This window comes from Iodobacter fluviatilis, assembly GCF_900451195.1.
Lineage (GTDB): Bacteria > Pseudomonadota > Gammaproteobacteria > Burkholderiales > Chitinibacteraceae > Iodobacter > Iodobacter fluviatilis.
The window spans coordinates 2,299,862-2,317,992 of record NZ_UGHR01000001.1; the positions used below are offsets into that span (position 1 = coordinate 2,299,862).

Below are 18,131 nucleotides of genomic sequence, written 5' to 3' on the forward strand. Positions count from 1 at the left end.
AGCCACGTCACCTATAAAAGTTGTTTTTATTTGGCGCAAAATCTGGCGTCTTTTTTATCAATAGGGTGAGCTATTTATTTTTAGGGTAAGGCATAAATAATACATGTGCATGCCGAAGTAAAGTTTCGTGTAATATTGTGAACTTCGCGTAAGCCCTTGATTCATTATGAACCTAAATGATTTGCTCGCCTCCTTTGCCGCTGCTTTCTCACAAAACCAGCGGCTTATTTCTCTGCAGCTGGGCGATGGTGCCGCATGGGGTGAGCAGCTTTTACCTCAGCGGGTGGATGGCAGCGAAGGGATTAACCAGGCTTACCGCTATCAGATCGATTGCTTATCCCCTGATGGCGCTTTAGAGCTTAAATCCTTACTCGGTTTACCCATTGTTTTATCGGTGGCTGATGCCAATGGCGATGCGGTTGAGCGCTGTGGTGTCATCTCGCAAGCGCAATTGTTGGGCTCAGATGGGGGATTTGCTAAATACGCACTGACGGCAGAACCGCCTTTTGCCTTACTCCGCTACCGCCGCACTTCTCGCGTATTTCAAGACCTATCCGTCCCCGATATCGTTAAACAAGTTTTAGCCGAACACCAGGCTAAAAACCCCGTGTTTGCCGCCGTGCAAACGCTGGATTTCAAACTCTCTGGCACACACGGCCCGCGCTCTTACTGCTTACAATACCGTGAATCCGATTTCGATTTTCTGACGCGATTATTAGCCGAGGAAGGTTTGGCATGGAGATTCGAACATCTGCCGGGCGACAATCCGCAGGTGCAGCTGGTCATTTTTGACGATGCTTTTGCGCTACCCGAAGCACAAGAAATGCAGGTGCGCTTCCACCGCGCCGATGCCACAGAAGAATCTGACGCGCTCACCGAGTGGAACAGCCAGCGCCAGGTGGGCAGCAGCAGCGTATCTTTGGCGAGCTTTGATTACAAAGCCACCAGCACCAGCCAAAGCTTTGATGAAAGCCGTATCGACCAGGGCGATGGCGGCCAGCAGCTGCAGGCCAGTTTTGAAGATTACGACCCGCAAGCCCTTTATTACGCTAGTGATGCCGAAGGGCTCAGCCACTACGCCCAATTGCGTCAGCAGGCGCATGATGGGCAAAAGAAATCCTTTACCGGCTCTGGCACTTTGCGTGCCTTGCAGGCCGGGCAGTGGTTCCGCTTGGAAGACCACCCCGCACATGAGTGGGACAGCGCCGAGCAGCGCGAATTTGCCGTTACCGGGCTGACATTCACCGCGCAAAATAATCTACCCGTGGATTTAAGCCAGCAACTGGGCTTGGTCGCGCCCAGCCTTTTGGCCTCCGATGCCGCCAAACCCTATGAAGCCCACTTCACCGCTCAAAGGCGCGGCCAGCCGATTACGCCTGATTTTGCCCATATCGAGCACAGCAAACCCAAAAGCCGTGGCGTACAAACGGCCACCGTGGTCGGCCCCGCTGGTGCAGAGGTGCATACCGACGAACAAGGCCGAATTAAGGTGCAGTTCCACTGGCAGCGGGGCGCAGAGCATCCCGAGTTTGGTGTCAATCTGGATGACAAATCCTCCTGCTGGATCCGCGTCGCCTACCCATCGGCAGGCGCAAGCTGGGGCCACCAGTTTATCCCGCGCATCGGCCAGGAAGTTTTAGTCGATTTTATCGAAGGCGACATCGACCGGCCCATCATCACTGGCGTGGTCTATAACGGCAGCCACCCCGTACCCGCATTCAGCGGCGCAGGTGCATTGCCCGCCAACAAAACCCTATCCGGTATCAAAACCAAAGAGCATGAAGGCGGCCAGTATGGCGAGCTGCTGTTTGACGACACCAAGGGCGAAGTCCGTACCAAATTATCCAGTGAGCATGGCAAAACCCAGCTCAACCTCGGCTACTTAATCCACCCAAGAGCCGACGGCAAGGGTGAGCCACGCGGCGAAGGCTTCGAGCTGTGCACCGATAACCAGGGCGCAATCCGCGCCAATGGCTTACTCATCAGTACTGAAGCCAAAGGCGGGGCCAGCGGCAAACAGCTCGACCACAGCCCCGCACAAAGCCAGCTGGAATCCGCGCTGGCACTCGCCCAAAGCTTGGGTGAAACGGCCACCAATCAGCTCGCCGACACCATAGAAACCGGTGAAGGCGATAAAACCGTTAAGCCCGACAACAGTGCAGGCGACAAAGCCACCACCGGCCATCTGCACCACCATGTGCACGCCAGCAAAAGCTTTGAAGCGGGCAGCAACACCGATAAAGACGGCAAGAGCAAATCCAAAGATCAGGCTGGCCAACAAAAAATTATATTGCTGCACGGGGAAGACGGCGTAGCGATCACCAGCCCGCAAAGCCAGACCCTTGCCGCAGGCACCAACCTAGATCTGGTTGCCCAAAGAGACACCAACCAAACCTCCGGCCGCCGCTGGATACATAACGTTGGTCAACACATCAGCCTGTTTGTGGCTGGGGTAAAAGACCAAGTCGCCCTCAAACTAATCGCCGCCAAAGGCAAAATCCAGCTGCAGGCGCAAAGCGACGATATTGAAATTACCGGTGACAAAGATTTAAAAATCACCGCCTGCAAAGAAAGCATCCACGTCGTTGCTAAAGACGAAATTCTGGTCACCGCTGGGGGCGGCTATATCCGGCTAAAAGGCGGCAATATCGAGATCCATTGCCCAGGGACGGTTACGGTGAAAGGCGCTAATCATGATGTGAGCGGTCCGGATAAGATGACAGCACAGCATCCAGCCTTTCCAAAGGGAGTGCCAAAGCAAAGTTTAATATTTCAAATACAGCAAGCGCCGAACGCGAATGGTTTTGGTTGGGCTGGTATGCCCTATAAATTATACGCTGACGGGGTGACTATTAAACATGGAGTATTAGATGCTTCAGGTCAACTTCCTGTCGAACATGAGATTGTGACCCAAAATTATAAGATTGAACTGGCAAATGGAATTGTTTATCAGCTTCCTGTGCCAAGTGAATATCGCAATCCTGAACAAGGGGTTTTGGCGAACAAAGGTTTTCAAAGCCATCGTTCGAAAACAGACTCCGATGTGAATAAGCCCGAAGGACATACGGATCATCGTCAGATTTATACCGATCTAATTAAAGGGATAACTACCACTAAAGGAACAGCAAAATGAGTAAACCAATTGTGGTTCCTCTTTCTACAACAAATACAAGTACTGCTACTTTAACTTCTCCATGGTTTGTACAAGAGACTGAATACCACCCTGTGCCTGCTGCTTATCAGCCGCTGATTAATGGGGAGGAAACATTCAAAGCTGTTTACGAAGAAATAGCGAAGGCAGTTAAATCAATTGATATTGTTTGCTGGGGGTTTCAGCCATCTATGCATTTTATTCGTGATGGTAAACATCTCTCGATTGGCGCTTTGCTTGAGAAAAAGGCTAAAGAGGATAAAGTGCAAGTAAGAGTGTTGGGTTGGAGCATGGTTCCTGTAGGGGTAAATGTATCTGGGTTAGGAGGGGAGTCTAATCTTCCAGGGTATAAAAAAATTCGCTTGGGTGACCGGGCTATGCAGCAAACAAGTGATGAAGTTTATGCTACAGATGTGGAATGGTTTAGCAAATATTCTGAGGCTCGCAAGGATATTTCATTGCGTTTTGTTGGGCGTGGATTTGATGCATCGGATCGCGCAGAGATTTTTAATTATTCACGTACAAATAGTCTCGATCATAAAATTAGCAAGACAATGAGTGCTGTATTGGCCTCAACAGCTACACATCATCAAAAAATGGTGTTAATTGATTACGAAAGTCCTGAGACTGCCGTCGGTTTTGTAATGGGGCATAATATGCTTGACGAATACTGGGATAACAGCACACATAGCGTACAGCGTTTTCCCGGCCATTTAGGGGCTAATGGCAGTAAACCACGTCAGGATATTTCTAGTAAAGTAAATGGCCCAATTTTAGAACATTTACATCATAATTTTGCTACGGCTTGGCAAAGGGAAACAAAAGAAGATTTGTTGAGCTTGCGTCGGGCAAAAGAGACTGCTTTGTTGTTTACCCCTAGATCTGATGATGGGGAAACCCAGCTTATGGCTCAGATATTACGTACTCAAGCTCAGGATAATAAGCGCGATATTGAAAAGATTTACTTGCAAGCAATCAATAATGCAAGCAGCTTTATTTATATTGAGAATCAATATTTTCGCTGGCCACCCTTTGCAGAAGCAATTAAAAAGGCTGCAAAAGCTCAGGCTGATTTTGGTCGTGACCCGAGTGAGCATGATTACCTATATCTGTTTGTAATTACTAATTCGAGTGATGAAGGCGTTGGGCCGGGGACGCTTAAAACATATGAAATGTTAGATAGTTTAGGTCGTGCAGATGTTATTCCAGGTATCGCACGAAAAATTAAAGTTAAGGATGTATCTCGTCAGATAAATGAAGAAATTAAGGTCAAGGCTAACCCATCTATTGACCAGGATGAAGCTCAGAAAAAAATAGATGAGTTAAAGAAAAAGAAAGAAGAACTAAAGGATAAAGAAATAAGTGTACCAAGTATAGACATCCCTCATTTAAAGGTGCATATATGTACCCTTGTTGCACCTGATCCTATGCTAAAGGCAAATCTTTTTGATGGGCTGAAAACATATGATGAGTGGACTCAAGTATATATACATAGCAAATTGATGATTATAAACGATGTATTTACAACACATGGGTCTGCTAATGTAAATGTGCGTAGTATGGAAGTAGATAGCGAGCTAAATATTGCTTATGAGTGGATGTCAGTAACACAAAAATTGCGCCGTGACTTATGGAAAATGCATACAAGTGGAGAGGGCGCGCAAGATGAAGTAGGAAACGCCCATAAAAATTGGAAATATATTATGGATAAAAATAAATCTCTTAAGTTGTTGAAGGACCTACCTATTGCGCCCTTGGTGGAATTTTACCGGGATGATCCTAAAATTGTTGATCAGGATTGAAAATGTTCATACGGTTATTATTTCTTACCTTGTTTAGCTGCTCACTTCACTCTTTCGTATATGGTTTTATGGATAAAAAAATGGATAAATTGGAAAATATAAAGGCTAAATTGGCTTTTTCCTGTGCGAAAGAGCAGGATGTTTTACCTGAATTAGCAGCAGAGCCGGATTTGTTGTTTAAATATGCTCGCTATTTGGATAAAAATAACATTTTGGCTCAGAAAGAGTCTGTATATATGGAAATTAGTCGTTTGTATCGCATTGCTACGGCGCATGGTCATTATAAAGCCAGTATTAATTTACAGAATGGCATGATGCGCAAGAAGTTTAGTGGTGATTCAATAGAGATGGCTGATTGGGCGCAGGCGTTGATTAAAGATAATATACCCGCGGGTTATTTTTTAATGGGGCTTTATATTAAGAGTGGCAGTGCGGGCATTCATCAGGATGCTGCATTGGCTTTGCGGTACTTTCGCAAAGCAGCCGATATGGGAAATCCAGATGCCCAGTATTATGTTGGAGATAAATTATCTGCGATTGATAATGCCCCTGATGTGGCCGTCCAGATGTGGCAGTGTGCAGCTGAACAGGGTAATGCAAATGCGGCAACAGCTCTAGGTCATCATCAGTCTGCATACCGGAGGTTTGATGCAGCAGTGAATGCATTTCAATTAGGTGTGGCAGCAGGTGATGATAGCTCTGCTCTTGCATTAGAAAAAGGTTTTAGATCACCGTCTGTTGATAGCAGACTATTTTATTTAGCCTTAGGTAAAGATGAGGAGAGAGCTCAGCGTTATACAAAAATTGGAGATTTTTTAAGCGCATATTCCTACGCCAAGCCTAAGGTTCCTGATTTAGATCTGATTGCGCCCTTGCCTCCTGCTAAGCTCCCTAAATGGGATGGTACATTTCAATGGCTGAAGGAGTTTAAAGCGAATATTGCACCAGAAAAACCATCAGAAGCACTTATAAAAAAACTGGCGGAAGCGAAAGGTTTGGATGTGGCAACGGGTATGCCTTTAAAAAAATAATATTTTATAAACAGAAGCCGGCATATTATTTAATAAGCCGGCTTCTGTTTAATTAAGTTATTCACTTGCTGTACTTGTTTGGAAATATATAGTTAATTGCCTGTCTGTAATTGGTTTTTATTTGGGGCTTTCTGCCTCAGCCAAATCCCGCCTCGCCCGTCTTTCTGCCATTTTATTGTCGTAAGCGCTTTTATGGGCGATGTATAAGACACGCTCTACTTCGGCGCAGACATAGCCTTTTTGATCGATGAGCTGCACGGGGTAGACGCGGTCTATTTCTGGGGTAAGGGCGAGCAGGTCGCGGATTTCGGTGAGCTCGGATTCGTCGACTTTAAATTCGGCCACCAGCGTGCCACGGCCCGGGCGTTTAAAGCGGATGGTGCCGCCTTTATCCCACACTACATAATCATCCCCCAGATTAAAATACAGCATGCTCATATAAAACGGATCGGTGGCGGCAAACATGCTGCCGCCAAAAATCGTGCCATTGATATTGCGCGTCTTCCAGTTGAGCGGCAGCTCTACGCGGATATAGCGTATATCGGGTGATACTTCTGTCACTTTGCAGCCGGTGCGGCGGATGGCGGGAAACCAATTTAGACCAAATTTCATCAGCTTGGCGGCAAGTCGCGGGCGGGCAACGATGGCGAGGGCGATTTTTCTAAAGAAGGGCGACATGCACGAATCCGGTGGGTGAGGAGTGGGTTTTATGTGTGTAAGATACTAGCCTAAATGAGTATGCCGTTCAGGTGTATTGCTGACTTCCATATTATTTAAACCTTGCACAATGCCGCAGTCTTGCACCGCTTGCTCGCTCTGGCACTGCTGCCTGAGTGTTTTTAGCTGCTCTTCCAGCTTAAGCAGTTCCTGAATCCGAATGCTGACATGCTCTATATGCGCGTCGAGCAGAGTGTTGACTGAGTGGCAGTTGTCTTCGGGCTGATCCATCAGTTGCAATAAGGCACGGATTTCCTGATGCGTCATATCCAGCGCTCGACAGTTGCGGATAAAGCTTAAGCGCTCCAGATGAATCTCACTGTAATCACGATAGTTGCCGCTGGTGCGCGCCGGCGCAGGCAGCAGCGCTTCCTTCTCGTAATATCTAATCGTTTCAACCGTGCATTGTGCGGCCTGGGCGAGCTCACCGATTTTCATGGTTTTCCTTTTTGCTTGAGCGAATCGCCCTTGCTTCATGTGTATGCTGATTTTAGTAAGTAAAGCACAGCTATTTCTTTGCTTAACGCTAATGGCTGGCTGGGGAGGCATACCCGGCAAAACATATTTTGCAATGGTGCTTGACCCTAAAGTGGCTTCAGGCTGTGTAATGCTCTCAAGCATATCAGGAGTACGCACTATGTCTAGCTGTTGCAATCATTCTTCCCCAGCCAAACCCCGCTACCGCATTGTTGGCTCACCTCCACCGCCTTTGCCTCAAGGCGATGGGGCCGGGGTGTTGAGTAAAATTCATATTCAGCAAATGGATTGCCCGACAGAGGAGGGGCTGATTCGTAAAAAGCTGGGCGCAATGGCCGATGTGAGTGGTTTGCAGTTCAACTTGCTGCAGCGCGTGCTGACCGTATCACATCGGCAAGAGGCGTTGCCTGCGATTCTGGCCGCGATTCGCGATCTGGGCTTTACGCCACGCTTGGATGACGCAAGCAAAGCCGTTGTTGCCGAAGTGGCTAAGCCTTGGTGGCCCTTGGCGTTGGCGGGCGTATTGGCGGTGGGAGCTGAGGTTTGCGATTGGCTGGCGATGCCGGTGTGGTTAACGGCAGTGTTGGCGGTTGCTGCGGTGCTGACTTGTGGGCTGACAACTTACAAAAAAGGCTGGATTGCAGTTTCTAATGGCGATTTAAATATCAATGCGCTGATGAGTATTGCGGTGACGGGCGCCTTGTTGATTGGCCAGTGCCCGGAAGCGGCGATGGTGATGGTGTTGTTTACCCTGGCCGAGCTGATCGAGGCCAAATCTTTAGGCCGTGCCAGAAACGCGATCAGTGGTTTATTGCAACTCACACCAGAGCGCGCCACGGTGCAGCAGGCGGATGGCAGCTGGCAAGAGCAGGCGGCCGCCGATATTGCGCTCGGTAGTGTGTTGCGGGTACGGCCTGGCGAGCGGATCGCGCTGGATGGCGAGCTCATTGCCGGGCAATCGTTTATTAATCAGGCGGCGATTACCGGGGAGAGCTTGGTGGTTGAAAAGAATGTTGGCGATACGGTGTTTGCCAGCACGATAAATGAAACCGGCTCGTTTGAATATCGGGTCACTGCAGTGGCGGGCAACACCATGCTGGCGCGGATTATCCACGCGGTTGAGGCGGCGCAGGGCGTGCGTGCGCCAACCCAGCGGTTTGTGGATCGCTTTTCTAAAATTTACACCCCTCTTGTGTGCGCGCTGGCACTGGCCGTGGCGGTGTTTCCGCCGCTGCTAATGGGCGGCGCGTGGCAGGAGTGGCTGTACCGTGCGCTGGCGATGTTGGTGATTGCCTGCCCCTGTGCCTTGGTGATTTCTACGCCGGTGACGATTGTCAGTGGTCTTGCCCGTGCAGCGCGGCAGGGCATCTTGATTAAAGGCGGCGTGTATTTAGAAGAAGGTCGCAAATTAAAAAGCTTAGCGCTGGATAAAACCGGCACGCTGACTTTTGGCAAGCCGGTGCAGACCGATGTGGTGGCCTTGGCGGATGTGCCTTTAGAGGTTTGCCAGCGTATTGCCTCTAGCCTTGGCGGGCGCTCGGATCACCCCGTTTCTAAAGCCATTGCCGTGCAGAGCAATGATTATCTTGAAGTGAGTGATGTAAAAGCGCTACTCGGGCGTGGCATCAGCGGCCAGATGGATGGCATATCTTATGCAATGGGCAATCATCGCCTGATCGAAGAGCTGGGCCTTTGCTCGCCAGCGCTGGAGGAAAAGCTGCAGGCGCTGGAAATGCAGGGTAAATCGGTGGTGGTATTGGCCTCTAATCGGGTACTGGCGTTATTTGCCGTGGCGGATACAGTGCGGCCAAGCAGCCGTGAGGCGATTGCCCAACTGCAAGCCTTAGGCGTAACAACGGTTGTGTTATCTGGGGACAACGAGCACACCGTGGCGGCGATTGCCCGTGATCTGGGCATCGCCCAAGCGCACGGTAATTTATTGCCGGAAGATAAGCTGCGCCTTGTGGAAGGCATGGTGGCATCGTCTGGTATGGTGGGGGATGGTATCAACGATGCACCGGCCTTAGCTCGCGCCGATATTGGCTTTGCCATGGGCGCGGCGGGTACAGATACCGCCATCGAAACTGCCGATGTGGCGCTGATGGATGACGACCTGCGCAAAATCCCTGAATTTATTCGATTATCCCAAGCCACGCATCGCATCTTGGTACAAAACATTGCACTGGCGCTGCTGGTAAAAGCGCTGTTTCTAGCCCTCACCCTGGCAGGCCACGGCACGCTATGGATGGCTGTGTTTGCCGATATGGGGGTGAGCTTACTGGTGGTGTTAAATGGCTTGAGATTGCTGAGGGAGTAATGTATGCAAGCCCGGATTCATGCTGGTGTATTTAGTCGGTGGTTGGGGGTAAATTTGGAGCAGGATGTACTGAAGGGTTTGCAGGGTATTCTTAGTTTTTGAGGATGCAAAAGAACACTAAAACCCAATTGAAAACGCCGCTTAGCACTGGCTGAGCGGCGTTTGAATTTGGAGCGGGCGATGGGAATCGAACCCACGGCGCTAGCTTGGGAAGCTAGGGTATTACCATTATACGACGCCCGCCGTGTAATGCTGGCGTATTGTAAGTGCGGTAGATGCTTTTTGCAAGCTTTCAGCGTGCCACTATGACTTTTTTACTTTGAAATATGCGTTGCCGGTGGCGTTTTTATGCAATTTGTAAGAAAAAGAGGATTTATTGAGTGGCATTCTAAGTAAATTCATTTAGACCATGATCTTTTTTTTGAAGTCTGCTATAAGTAGGGCGCTTTGTAAGCGCTGCTGGTTTTGATCTTCTCGGCTACTTTCATGGCGCTTCCCGGTACGCGTTTCTATACTCGCTTTACCTTGGCCGCTTTGGCTTTCTATGCTTACTTCCTAGATCAGGCCTTTTACCCATGCCGCTATGCATCGCGTTTTGCTGCGCCAGTTGTATTTTTCTGGTGTCCAGTCGATCGGGGTGAGTGTTTTGGCGGGAGCGGCTATGGGGACCATTGTGATTGCTCTGGTGCAGGGTAACTTTGGGCAGAGCGGCGCCAGGGCTATGAATGTGCTGATGATCAGCTGTATGCAGGAGGTTGGGCCTTTGATGGTGGCGCTGATTTTTACGGCACGCAGTGCTTCGGCGATTGCTACAGAGCTAGTCACAATGAAGGTAGCAGGGGAGTTGCGTACGCTGTGCAGGCTGGGAGTCTCTGTGGGGGATTACCTCATTTGGCCACGGGTTGTGGCGGCTGCGCTGAGCTGCATGATGCTGTTTTGCTATTTTATGGTGGCGGCTTTGATTTGCGGTGCTTTCACAACGCCACAATCGGGCTTGATTGCAGAAATTGACAGCAGTTTGAGCCAGCTTTCTGCGTCTTCTTTGCTGATGGGGCTGGGGAAAAGTGCTTTGTTTGGTTTTGTGACCAGCGCCAGTGCGTGTTATCTGGGCTTAAGTGCGGGGTTGGCCAGTACAGAAATCCCAAGGCTGGCTTCGCGGGCGGTGCTGGTAAGTATTGTGGCCATGTTGCTGCTTGATGCATTGATTGCGGTTTTGATGAATAACCTGTCATGACTGCACGGCGCTTACTTCTGGCTTGCCGTGATGCCGAAGAGAAAAATCAGGCATTAGATACAGTCTGCGCTTTCTTGCATCAGCGTAAGCAGCCCTTTGGTTTGCTGGCTTTGCGTGGGGCGCTGCTGAGTAATATCAATGTGGCTGAAAATTTATGGCTTTGTGCCAATTGGCATCGTCAGCAAAGCGCAGAGGCTGTTTTGCCTGTGCTACAGCAGCAATTGGCCAAGCTGGGTTATGAGCATGCAAATGGGGCCCGAATACTTGCAGCCAGGCCCGCTCAGCTGAGTGCCACTGATTTGCGGGCGGTTATTTTAGCCAGGGCTTTGCTGATGGAGCCTGCAATTATGCTGGCTGATAACGATTGGTTTGCGGGCGTGCTGCACGCAGACCGGGATTTAATGCAGCGTGCAGGGCCGCTTATTGCACACTGCCACTGGTGGGTGTTGAGCGATGATCAGGGAGAGCCTGTGTCAGATGTGGATTGGCAACGATGCGATCTTTCTATGCTATTGAATGAGTTTAAAAATGAGTGTTGATTCACATGCAAACCCCTTGAAAAAAGACAAACGAACCCAAGTCGGGCTGTTTGTGGCGGGTGGCGTGTTTTTTATGGCGGTCGCTCTTTTTGTGCTGGCTAGGTCATTGGGCTGGTTTGAGCAAAGTTATACTTTAGAGTTTCATGCAGCAAGTGCCGAATCTTTAAATAAAGGGATGTTGGTGCGTTTGTCGGGCCTGCCTGTGGGCAAGGTGACGGGGATAAAGCTGGAAGACGATGCGCGTGTGCGAGTCCAGCTACAGATTAATAAAGATTTTCAGCGCTGGATTAAAAGTGATTCGGCGGCGTCTTTAGCCCGGGAAGGGATATTTGGCGACAGCTTTATTCAGATTACTGCGGGCAAAGATAAAGGGGCCTCTTTAGAAAGCGGGGCCGTGTTGGTTTTTGACCCGGGCAGCGGCATGAATGAGCTTTTGCAGCAGTTACGCGAGCGTTTGTTTCCGCTGCTGGAAGAGATGCAAAGCCTTGCTGCATCGCTTAAAGCGCCAGATGGCCAGCTGGGCAGTACGCTGGGTGAGGCACGTGCCTTGCTGCATGAGCTGCGCAATACCCGTGTGCAAATCGATAAAACGCTGGCGAGCGCGGCCTTGCTGACGCATAAAAATATCCCCGATACTTTAGGCTATGTGGACGGCACGCTGGCAGGTTTTAAAAAAACGGCACAAAGCACGGACGAGCAACTGGCTCAGATCAGTGGCAAGCTGCAGGACACATTAGATCAGTATGAGCGCACTGGAAACACTGCGGATCAAACACTGAAAGAAGTGCAGACTCTGGTGAAAGAAACGCGGCCTTTATTGCAAAAAGCGATTAAAGACGCTGATGTGGTGATGCGTAGTGCTAATCAGACTATGACAAATATGAATGATCACTGGCCGTTTAGCGGCGATGCAAAGCCTGCATCGATGGCTGGAGAAGCCCCTGCGGAGTGATGGTTGGTAGACGGGTGCTAAAGTACATCAGGCCGCTTCAGACACAATAATCTGTCTGAGGCGGCCTGATGCGTTTGAAAGCAGGGCAGTGCCTGCAAGCACATTTTATTGATTAAGTGCCTGCTTTCCAGCCGCCACCCATGGCTTTGTAAAGATCAACCGTGGCATTAAGCTGGTCGCGCTGAGCTGCGGCCAGGTTGAGCTGGGCCTGGAACAGGGAGCGCTGGGCGTCCAGCACTTCTAGGTAGCCAGAGAAGCCATTGTCGTAGCGCAGTGTGGCGAGTTTTAATTGCCGGCTGAGTGAATCGAGTTGCAGCTGCTGGGCCGCGACGACTTTTGCGCTGCTGCTGCGGGCGATCAGGGCGCTTTGTGTTTCGGCAAAGGCCTGCTGAATACTCAGGCGGTAATTGGCCACGGCTTGTTTCTGGCGTGCAGTGGCGCCATCCACATTGGCGGCAGTGCGGCCATTATCAAACAGCGGTGCGGCTAGATTGCCAAGGAAAGACCATGTTTTGGCCGGGCCGGAGAATAAATCGCCGATCGATGCGCTTTCTGTGCCCAGTAGCCCCGTAAGGGAGATGGTGGGGTAGTAAGCCGCCCTTGCTGCGGCGATGCGGGCACCTGCGGCCTTGAGTGATTGCTCGCTGGCCTGAATATCTGGTCGGCGGACTAATAGCTCGGAAGGTAGGCCTAGCGGCACATTCACCGGCAAAATAATCTGTTTCAGTTCTTTGCCCCGTGCGATGCCTGATTCGATCATTTCACGCGGATTCTGGCCGATCAGAATGCTCAGGCTGCTGCTTACTTTCGCGATACTTTGCTCGATGCCTGGCACGCTGGCTTGTGCTGCAGCGAGCTCTACTTCGGCCTGGCGCATATCCAGCTCGGATGTGACGCCGCCTTCAAAACGGCGCTTACGTAATTGAAAGCTTTCCTGCCTAGTTTTAAGCGTGTCTTGCGCAATAGCAAGCTGCTGATCAAGTGCGCGTAAATTAAAGTAGCTTTGCGCTACATTGGCATAAAGCGCCAATGCTACCGCATCGCGATTATATTCACTGGCTAAAAGATCCGCTTTTGCGGCGTCATTGGTGTTTTTAATCCGCCCCCACAGATCCAGCTCCCAGGAAGCCGTTGCGCCCAGCGAGTAGCTGTCTGACGGGCTGCCAATTTGCGTGGACTGGCCCCGGCCCGCTTTTCCGCCTAAATCCAGCCGTGGCAGCTGCTCGGCAGAGCTGATGCCGAGTGCTGCACGGGCCTCGTCGATACGGGCTGCAGCAATGACCAGGTTCTGGTTATGCGCTTCTGCTGCGCTGATGAGTTGATCCAGTACGGGGTCGTCAAATTGCGCCCACCAGTTGCGGCCTATGCTGACATCGCTGACAAAATCGCTGCGCCATGCGCTGGGTAGCTCGGTTTGGGTGTCGGCGACGGGTGGTGTTAAGGCGCAGGCGCTTAAGGTGGATGCGATCAGAAGCGCGAGGATTGTTTTACGCATGATGATCTCCTTCAGGGCTTGTGGCGGTCTTTTTTTCGCTGCTTTTCATAATCAAGCGGAAAAAGAGCGGGATAAAGAAGATGGCAATAAAGGTAGCGGCAAGCATCCCGCCAATTACTGGCGTGCCCAAGGAGTGACGGCTGGCTGAGCCTGCGCCGCTGGATAAAACCAGCGGTAAGCAGCCTAGGATAAACGCGAGTGAGGTCATCACAATCGGGCGAAAGCGTAAGCGTGCGGCAGCCAAGGCAGAATCAAGCAGGCTCATGCCTTCTTCGTGTTTCATGACGGCGAATTCCACAATCAGAATGGCATTTTTAGCCGCCAGTCCTACCAGCGTGACTAGGCCAATCTGGAAGTAAACGTCGTTGGTTAAGCCGGTTAAAAATACCGCCAAGAGCGCACCAAATAGCGCAAAAGGCACCGCGCTGATCACGGCAATTGGCAAAGTCCAGCGCTCGTACTGCGCCGCCAAAATTAAAAACACCATGATGATACCAAAGCCAAAAGCCAGCGCTGCGGAGGATCCGGCGGCTTTTTCCTGGTAGGCCGAGCCTGTCCATTGCAGCTTGTAATCGCTACCCATCACGCTGGCTTCGACTTCTTCTAGCGCTTTAATGGCCTGACCAGAGCTGACGCCAGGCGCAGGTTGCGCCATGATTTTTGCAGCCTGGAAGACGTTGAAACGCTCAACCAGCTCTGGCCCAACCGATGTTTTAGCTTGCACAAGGCTGGTCAGTGGAATCATGTCGCCTTTATCAGAACGTACATACACATTGCGGATATCATCAGGGCGGGCACGGAAATCCGCTTCTGATTGCAATTGCACACGGTAGGTGCGGCCAAACTGGTTAAAGTCGTTGACATAAACTTGGCCGAAGGTGGCTTGCATGGTGTCAAACACTTGGTTGATGCTCACGCCAAGTGCCTTGGCTTTTTCCCGGTCCAGATCAAGATAAATTTGCGGCACATTGGCGCGGAAAGTGGTTGAAACGCTGGCAAACTCCGGGCGTTTTTTGGCTTCATCTACAAAACGCTGAGTGGCTTTAGAAAATTCGGCCGTGTTGCCTGTGCCCCGGTTTTGTAAGTAACCTTCAATCCCGCCTGTGGTGGACATGCCTTGAATGGCCGGCGGGTTAAAAGTAGCTGCAAAGCCGTCTTTCATGCCCATATAGGCCATGCCCTGGAATTTTTTAGCCAGAGCGAATGAGCTGTCAGCGGGGTCTTGGCGTTCTTTCCAGTTTTTAAGCGTGGAGAACACAATGCCGCTATTGCTGATAATTGAGCCGGAAAGAATGTCAAAGCCCACAAAGGACACGACGTTCTCGACGTTTTTATTGGCCATCAGCATTTTTTCAAAATGATCGCTGGAGGCGGCCGTCCGGTTAAGCGAGGACGCATCAGGCAGCATAACGGCACTAATCAACGTACCCTGATCTTCATCGGGCACCAGTGCACCAGGGACTTTCTTAAGCAGTACAAAGCTGGCCAGTAAAATGGCTGCAAACAGAATGAAGGCCACACCAACCCGGCGGTTCAGAAATGCGACACCACTGACATAACCATTGGTGATGCGATCAAAACTTTTGTTAAACCACACAAAAAATTTAGCCGGTTCGCTATGGCTGTTTTTCAGCAAAATAGCACAGAGCGCAGGGGTGAGCGTTAAAGCCACAATCCCTGAAATCACCACTGAAACGGCAATCGTAACCGCAAATTGTTTATACATCACACCCGTCATCCCGCCCATAAAGGCCACGGGTAAGAACACGGCACACAGTACCAGCACAATGGCAATCACTGGGCCTGCCACTTCCTGCATGGCTTGGATGGAGGCTTCTTTAGCGGAGCATTTGGTTTCGCTCATAATCCGTTCGACGTTTTCTAGCACCACAATGGCGTCATCCACCACAATGCCAATGGCCAGCACCATTCCGAACAGGGTTAAGAGGTTGATCGAAAAGCCTAAAATCAGCATTCCGGCGAAAGTACCAATCAGCGAAATGGGTACGGCAATACAAGGAATAAGCGTGGCACGGAAGTTTTGTAAGAAGAGATACACTACGATGAAAACCAAAATAATGGCTTCAAACAGGGTATGCACCACTTCTTCAATGGAGATCTTTACAAATTCGGTGGTGTCGTAAGGGATAGAGTAGGCAATGCCTTCTGGGAAGCGCGATTTTAGCTCTTCCATTTTTGCTTTAACACTGGCAGCCACGGCTACGGCATTGGCTCCGGGTTGCAGATACAAGCCGATGGCGACCGCCGATTTGCCATTCAAACGCGCTTGCAGGTCGTAATCTTTGCCGCCCATTTCTACGCGAGCCACGTCTTTAAGGCGAATCTTCGCACCGTCCGAAGTGGAGCGGACGATAATGTTTTCAAACTCTTTAGCGTCTTTTAAACGCCCCTGAGTGTTTACCGTGTAAGTAAAATCAATGGGGGCTGTGGTGGGCTGCGCACCAATCTTACCTGCAGCAAATTGTGCATTTTGCTCGCGGATTGCGCCGATGACATCGGATGGGGATAGCTTGAGTTGAGCCAGCCGATCCGGGCGAAGCCATACACGCATGGCGTAGTCGGTTCCCCCGAACATGCCCAGATCACCCACGCCCGGCAAGCGTTTAAGCTCATCCACAATATTAAGTAAGGCGTAGTTGGATAAGTAGGTGGTGTCATAGCGGCCATTTGGCGAATTAAGCGCAACGACTTCTAGGATGGATGTGGATTTCTTTTTAACCGTCACACCCTGGCGTTTTACCTCTTCAGGCAATTGCGCCAGCGCCGCAGATACGCGGTTATTGACGTTAATAGTGGCCTGATCAGGATCTGTACCAATTTCAAAGTAAACATTCATATTCATCTGGCCATTTGATGCAGAGCCAGACTGAACATAAATCATTTTTTCTACACCGTTGATTTGCTGCTCCAGCGGCGCGGCAACGGTTTGTGCGATGACTTCGGGGGTGGCGCCAGGGTAAACCGCCGTCACTGAAACAACGGGGGGCGTAATGCCTGGGTATTGTTCAATCGGTAGCGAGCGCATTGCCGCCAAGCCTGCCAGCACAATAATGATTGAAATCACGCTGGAGAAAATAGGGCGCTCAATAAAGAATTTAGAAAACATAGTGTGTCCTTATTGGGCAGCAGGGCTGCTGGCGGGAGATGGATTAACCACCGCACCAGGTCTTGCTTTCATCAGGCCATCGACAATTACTTTCTGGCCCACTTTTAATCCCGATTCAATGATGACTTTGCCATCAATGACCGAGCCCAGCTTGACGGGGATGGGCACCACTTTATTGTCTGCACCCAGTGTCATTACGATATGGTCGGCCTGCGACTGAACCACGGCGCGCTCTGGAATCAAAAGGGCATTTTTGCGTTTGCCAAGCTCTAAATTCACACGAACAAATTGCCCAGGTAGTAAGTCACCCTTGGGGTTTTTGAAAATAGCGCGGGCGCGAATGGTGCCGGTTTTAGGGTCGACGCGATTATCCGAGAAGTTAATCAGGCCAGATTCTGAGTAGATGCTGCCGTCGGCGAGCTTGATTTTGGCGACGAAATTTTTAGAATCGTTCAGCTTGATTTGCCCATTACGCGTTGCGGCTTCTAGCTCTTGGCGATCTTGCTCGGAGTAAGAGAAGTTTACATACAGCGGGTCAAGCTGGCTGATGGTGGTAAGGCGGCCGGAGTCGCCAGTAGCAGAAATCAGGCTACCTTCAGATTGCACTAGCTTGCTGGTGGTGCCTGCAATAGGTGCAGTTACTTTGGTGTAGCCTAAATTAAGTTCGGCTTGCTTGACGCTGGCCTGAGCCGTTTGGCTACTGGCTAGGGCAGATGCGTAAGCAGAAAGTGCATCGTCGTAATCTTTACGGCTAACGGCGTTTTCTTTAAATAGCGGAATAATTCGGTCACGATCGGCGCGGGCTTTGTCTAACTTCGAGGCTTCTAAAGATAGCTGGCCTTTGGCTTGGTCTAGGGTGGCTTTATAAGGCTCTGGGTCTATTTCGAATAAGACTTGTCCGGCACTTACTTGCGCGCCTTCCACATAGGTTCTTCTTAATAAGATGCCATTGACGCGGGAGCGTACTTCCACATCGCGATAGCCAGCCGTCTCGCCTACCATCTCTTTGGTGAGTGCAATATCTGCGGGTTTTAATTCAATATAGCCAACAGGGGCAGGTGGGGGTGTGGCAGGGCCGGTTTCTTTGCCACAGGCACTGAGTAAAACAAGCGCAGCAAAGGCGCTTAGACGAAATAAATGGGGTAAAGACCTGGTTCCCTGATGCATGGGTTATCTCCGGCTGGTTATTATTAAATAGTGGCTAAAGCAATGTGTGCCGCTTTAAGTCCGGGGCTTTAAGAAACAGGCCAGCTAGGCGCATTTCCCAAACACCCTCTTTGTGCCGTACT

General features: G+C 50.4%; 12 protein-coding genes and 1 tRNA gene. 7 read left to right on the forward strand and 6 right to left on the reverse strand.

From position 1 onward, the window contains the following. The first annotated feature begins 166 nt into the window (after positions 1-166). The 3 genes from DYD62_RS10545 to DYD62_RS10555 all read left to right on the forward strand — a co-directional run bounded on the left by DYD62_RS10545 (position 167) and on the right by DYD62_RS10555 (position 5,984). Complete coding sequence (locus tag DYD62_RS10545; protein WP_115227298.1) at positions 167-3,133, forward strand: type VI secretion system Vgr family protein; 2,967 nt, start codon at positions 167-169, stop codon at positions 3,131-3,133. Further along, positions 3,130-4,953, forward strand: a complete 1,824-nt coding sequence (locus tag DYD62_RS10550; protein WP_115227299.1) for a phospholipase D-like domain-containing protein — start codon at positions 3,130-3,132, stop codon at positions 4,951-4,953. The genes DYD62_RS10545 and DYD62_RS10550 overlap by 4 nt, the downstream gene beginning before the upstream one ends. Positions 4,954-5,033: 80 nt before the next feature. Then, complete coding sequence (locus DYD62_RS10555; RefSeq protein WP_132038652.1) at positions 5,034-5,984, forward strand: SEL1-like repeat protein; 951 nt, start codon at positions 5,034-5,036, stop codon at positions 5,982-5,984. A 117-nt stretch (positions 5,985-6,101) separates the two neighbouring features. Here the strand turns inward: DYD62_RS10555 and DYD62_RS10560 are convergent, their stop codons facing one another. Next, a complete protein-coding gene (locus DYD62_RS10560; protein ID WP_115227301.1) occupies positions 6,102-6,662 on the reverse strand; it encodes a DUF4442 domain-containing protein in 561 nt (186 codons plus the stop codon). A 45-nt stretch (positions 6,663-6,707) separates the two neighbouring features. Further along, on the reverse strand, positions 6,708-7,139 hold the full coding sequence (cadR, locus tag DYD62_RS10565; RefSeq protein WP_115228271.1) for a Cd(II)/Pb(II)-responsive transcriptional regulator: 432 nt from the start codon (positions 7,137-7,139) through the stop codon (positions 6,708-6,710). 199 nt (positions 7,140-7,338) lie between these two features. Here cadR and DYD62_RS10570 point away from each other — a divergent pair, with 199 nt between their 5' ends. Continuing rightward, positions 7,339-9,495, forward strand: a complete 2,157-nt coding sequence (locus DYD62_RS10570) for a heavy metal translocating P-type ATPase (RefSeq protein WP_115227302.1) — start codon at positions 7,339-7,341, stop codon at positions 9,493-9,495. A gap of 169 nt (positions 9,496-9,664) precedes the next feature. Here the strand turns inward: DYD62_RS10570 and DYD62_RS10575 are convergent. Continuing rightward, a tRNA-Gly gene (locus tag DYD62_RS10575) sits at positions 9,665-9,738 on the reverse strand. A 394-nt stretch (positions 9,739-10,132) separates the two neighbouring features. On the opposite strand from DYD62_RS10575, the gene DYD62_RS10580 reads away from it, so the two are divergent. From DYD62_RS10580 to DYD62_RS10590, 3 genes are read left to right on the forward strand one after another with little or no spacing between them, the layout of a single operon-like run. Further along, positions 10,133-10,729 (forward strand): ABC transporter permease, encoded by a 597-nt coding sequence (locus DYD62_RS10580; RefSeq protein ID WP_233702940.1) that lies wholly within the window; start codon positions 10,133-10,135, stop codon positions 10,727-10,729. After that, the gene (locus tag DYD62_RS10585; protein WP_115227304.1) at positions 10,726-11,268 is read left to right on the forward strand and encodes a P-loop NTPase family protein; all 543 of its coding nucleotides are present in this window, start codon (positions 10,726-10,728) and stop codon (positions 11,266-11,268) included. Before DYD62_RS10580 ends, DYD62_RS10585 begins: the two co-directional genes overlap by 4 nt. Next, positions 11,258-12,220, forward strand: a complete 963-nt coding sequence (locus tag DYD62_RS10590) for an MlaD family protein (protein WP_165928651.1) — start codon at positions 11,258-11,260, stop codon at positions 12,218-12,220. Before DYD62_RS10585 ends, DYD62_RS10590 begins: the two co-directional genes overlap by 11 nt. 112 nt (positions 12,221-12,332) lie before the next feature. Here the strand turns inward: DYD62_RS10590 and DYD62_RS10595 are convergent, their stop codons facing one another. From DYD62_RS10595 to DYD62_RS10605, 3 genes are read right to left on the reverse strand one after another with little or no spacing between them, the layout of a single operon-like run. Continuing rightward, positions 12,333-13,715, reverse strand: a complete 1,383-nt coding sequence (locus DYD62_RS10595; RefSeq protein ID WP_115227306.1) for an efflux transporter outer membrane subunit — start codon at positions 13,713-13,715, stop codon at positions 12,333-12,335. Next, complete coding sequence (locus tag DYD62_RS10600) at positions 13,708-16,842, reverse strand: efflux RND transporter permease subunit (RefSeq protein WP_115227307.1); 3,135 nt, start codon at positions 16,840-16,842, stop codon at positions 13,708-13,710. The genes DYD62_RS10595 and DYD62_RS10600 overlap by 8 nt, the downstream gene beginning before the upstream one ends. A 9-nt stretch (positions 16,843-16,851) precedes the next feature. Next, positions 16,852-18,009 carry an efflux RND transporter periplasmic adaptor subunit gene (locus DYD62_RS10605; RefSeq protein WP_115227308.1) on the reverse strand — a complete coding sequence of 386 codons (1,158 nt, stop codon included), beginning with the start codon at positions 18,007-18,009 and terminating at the stop codon, positions 16,852-16,854. Positions 18,010-18,131: the final 122 nt, after the last annotated feature.

Excerpts from the sequence above, each read along its gene's own strand:
- DYD62_RS10545 (WP_115227298.1), top strand. The coding sequence starts at position 167 with ATGAACCTAAATGATTTGCTCGCCTCCTTTGCCGCTGCTTTCTCACAA.
- DYD62_RS10550 (WP_115227299.1), top strand. The coding sequence starts at position 3,130 with ATGAGTAAACCAATTGTGGTTCCTCTTTCTACAACAAATACAAGTACT.
- DYD62_RS10555 (WP_132038652.1), top strand. The coding sequence starts at position 5,034 with ATGGATAAATTGGAAAATATAAAGGCTAAATTGGCTTTTTCCTGTGCG.
- DYD62_RS10560 (WP_115227301.1), bottom strand. The coding sequence starts at position 6,662 with ATGTCGCCCTTCTTTAGAAAAATCGCCCTCGCCATCGTTGCCCGCCCG.
- cadR (WP_115228271.1), bottom strand. The coding sequence starts at position 7,139 with ATGAAAATCGGTGAGCTCGCCCAGGCCGCACAATGCACGGTTGAAACG.
- DYD62_RS10570 (WP_115227302.1), top strand. The coding sequence starts at position 7,339 with ATGTCTAGCTGTTGCAATCATTCTTCCCCAGCCAAACCCCGCTACCGC.
- DYD62_RS10585 (WP_115227304.1), top strand. The coding sequence starts at position 10,726 with ATGACTGCACGGCGCTTACTTCTGGCTTGCCGTGATGCCGAAGAGAAA.
- DYD62_RS10590 (WP_165928651.1), top strand. The coding sequence starts at position 11,258 with ATGAGTGTTGATTCACATGCAAACCCCTTGAAAAAAGACAAACGAACC.
- DYD62_RS10595 (WP_115227306.1), bottom strand. The coding sequence starts at position 13,715 with ATGCGTAAAACAATCCTCGCGCTTCTGATCGCATCCACCTTAAGCGCC.
- DYD62_RS10600 (WP_115227307.1), bottom strand. The coding sequence starts at position 16,842 with ATGTTTTCTAAATTCTTTATTGAGCGCCCTATTTTCTCCAGCGTGATT.
- DYD62_RS10605 (WP_115227308.1), bottom strand. The coding sequence starts at position 18,009 with ATGCATCAGGGAACCAGGTCTTTACCCCATTTATTTCGTCTAAGCGCC.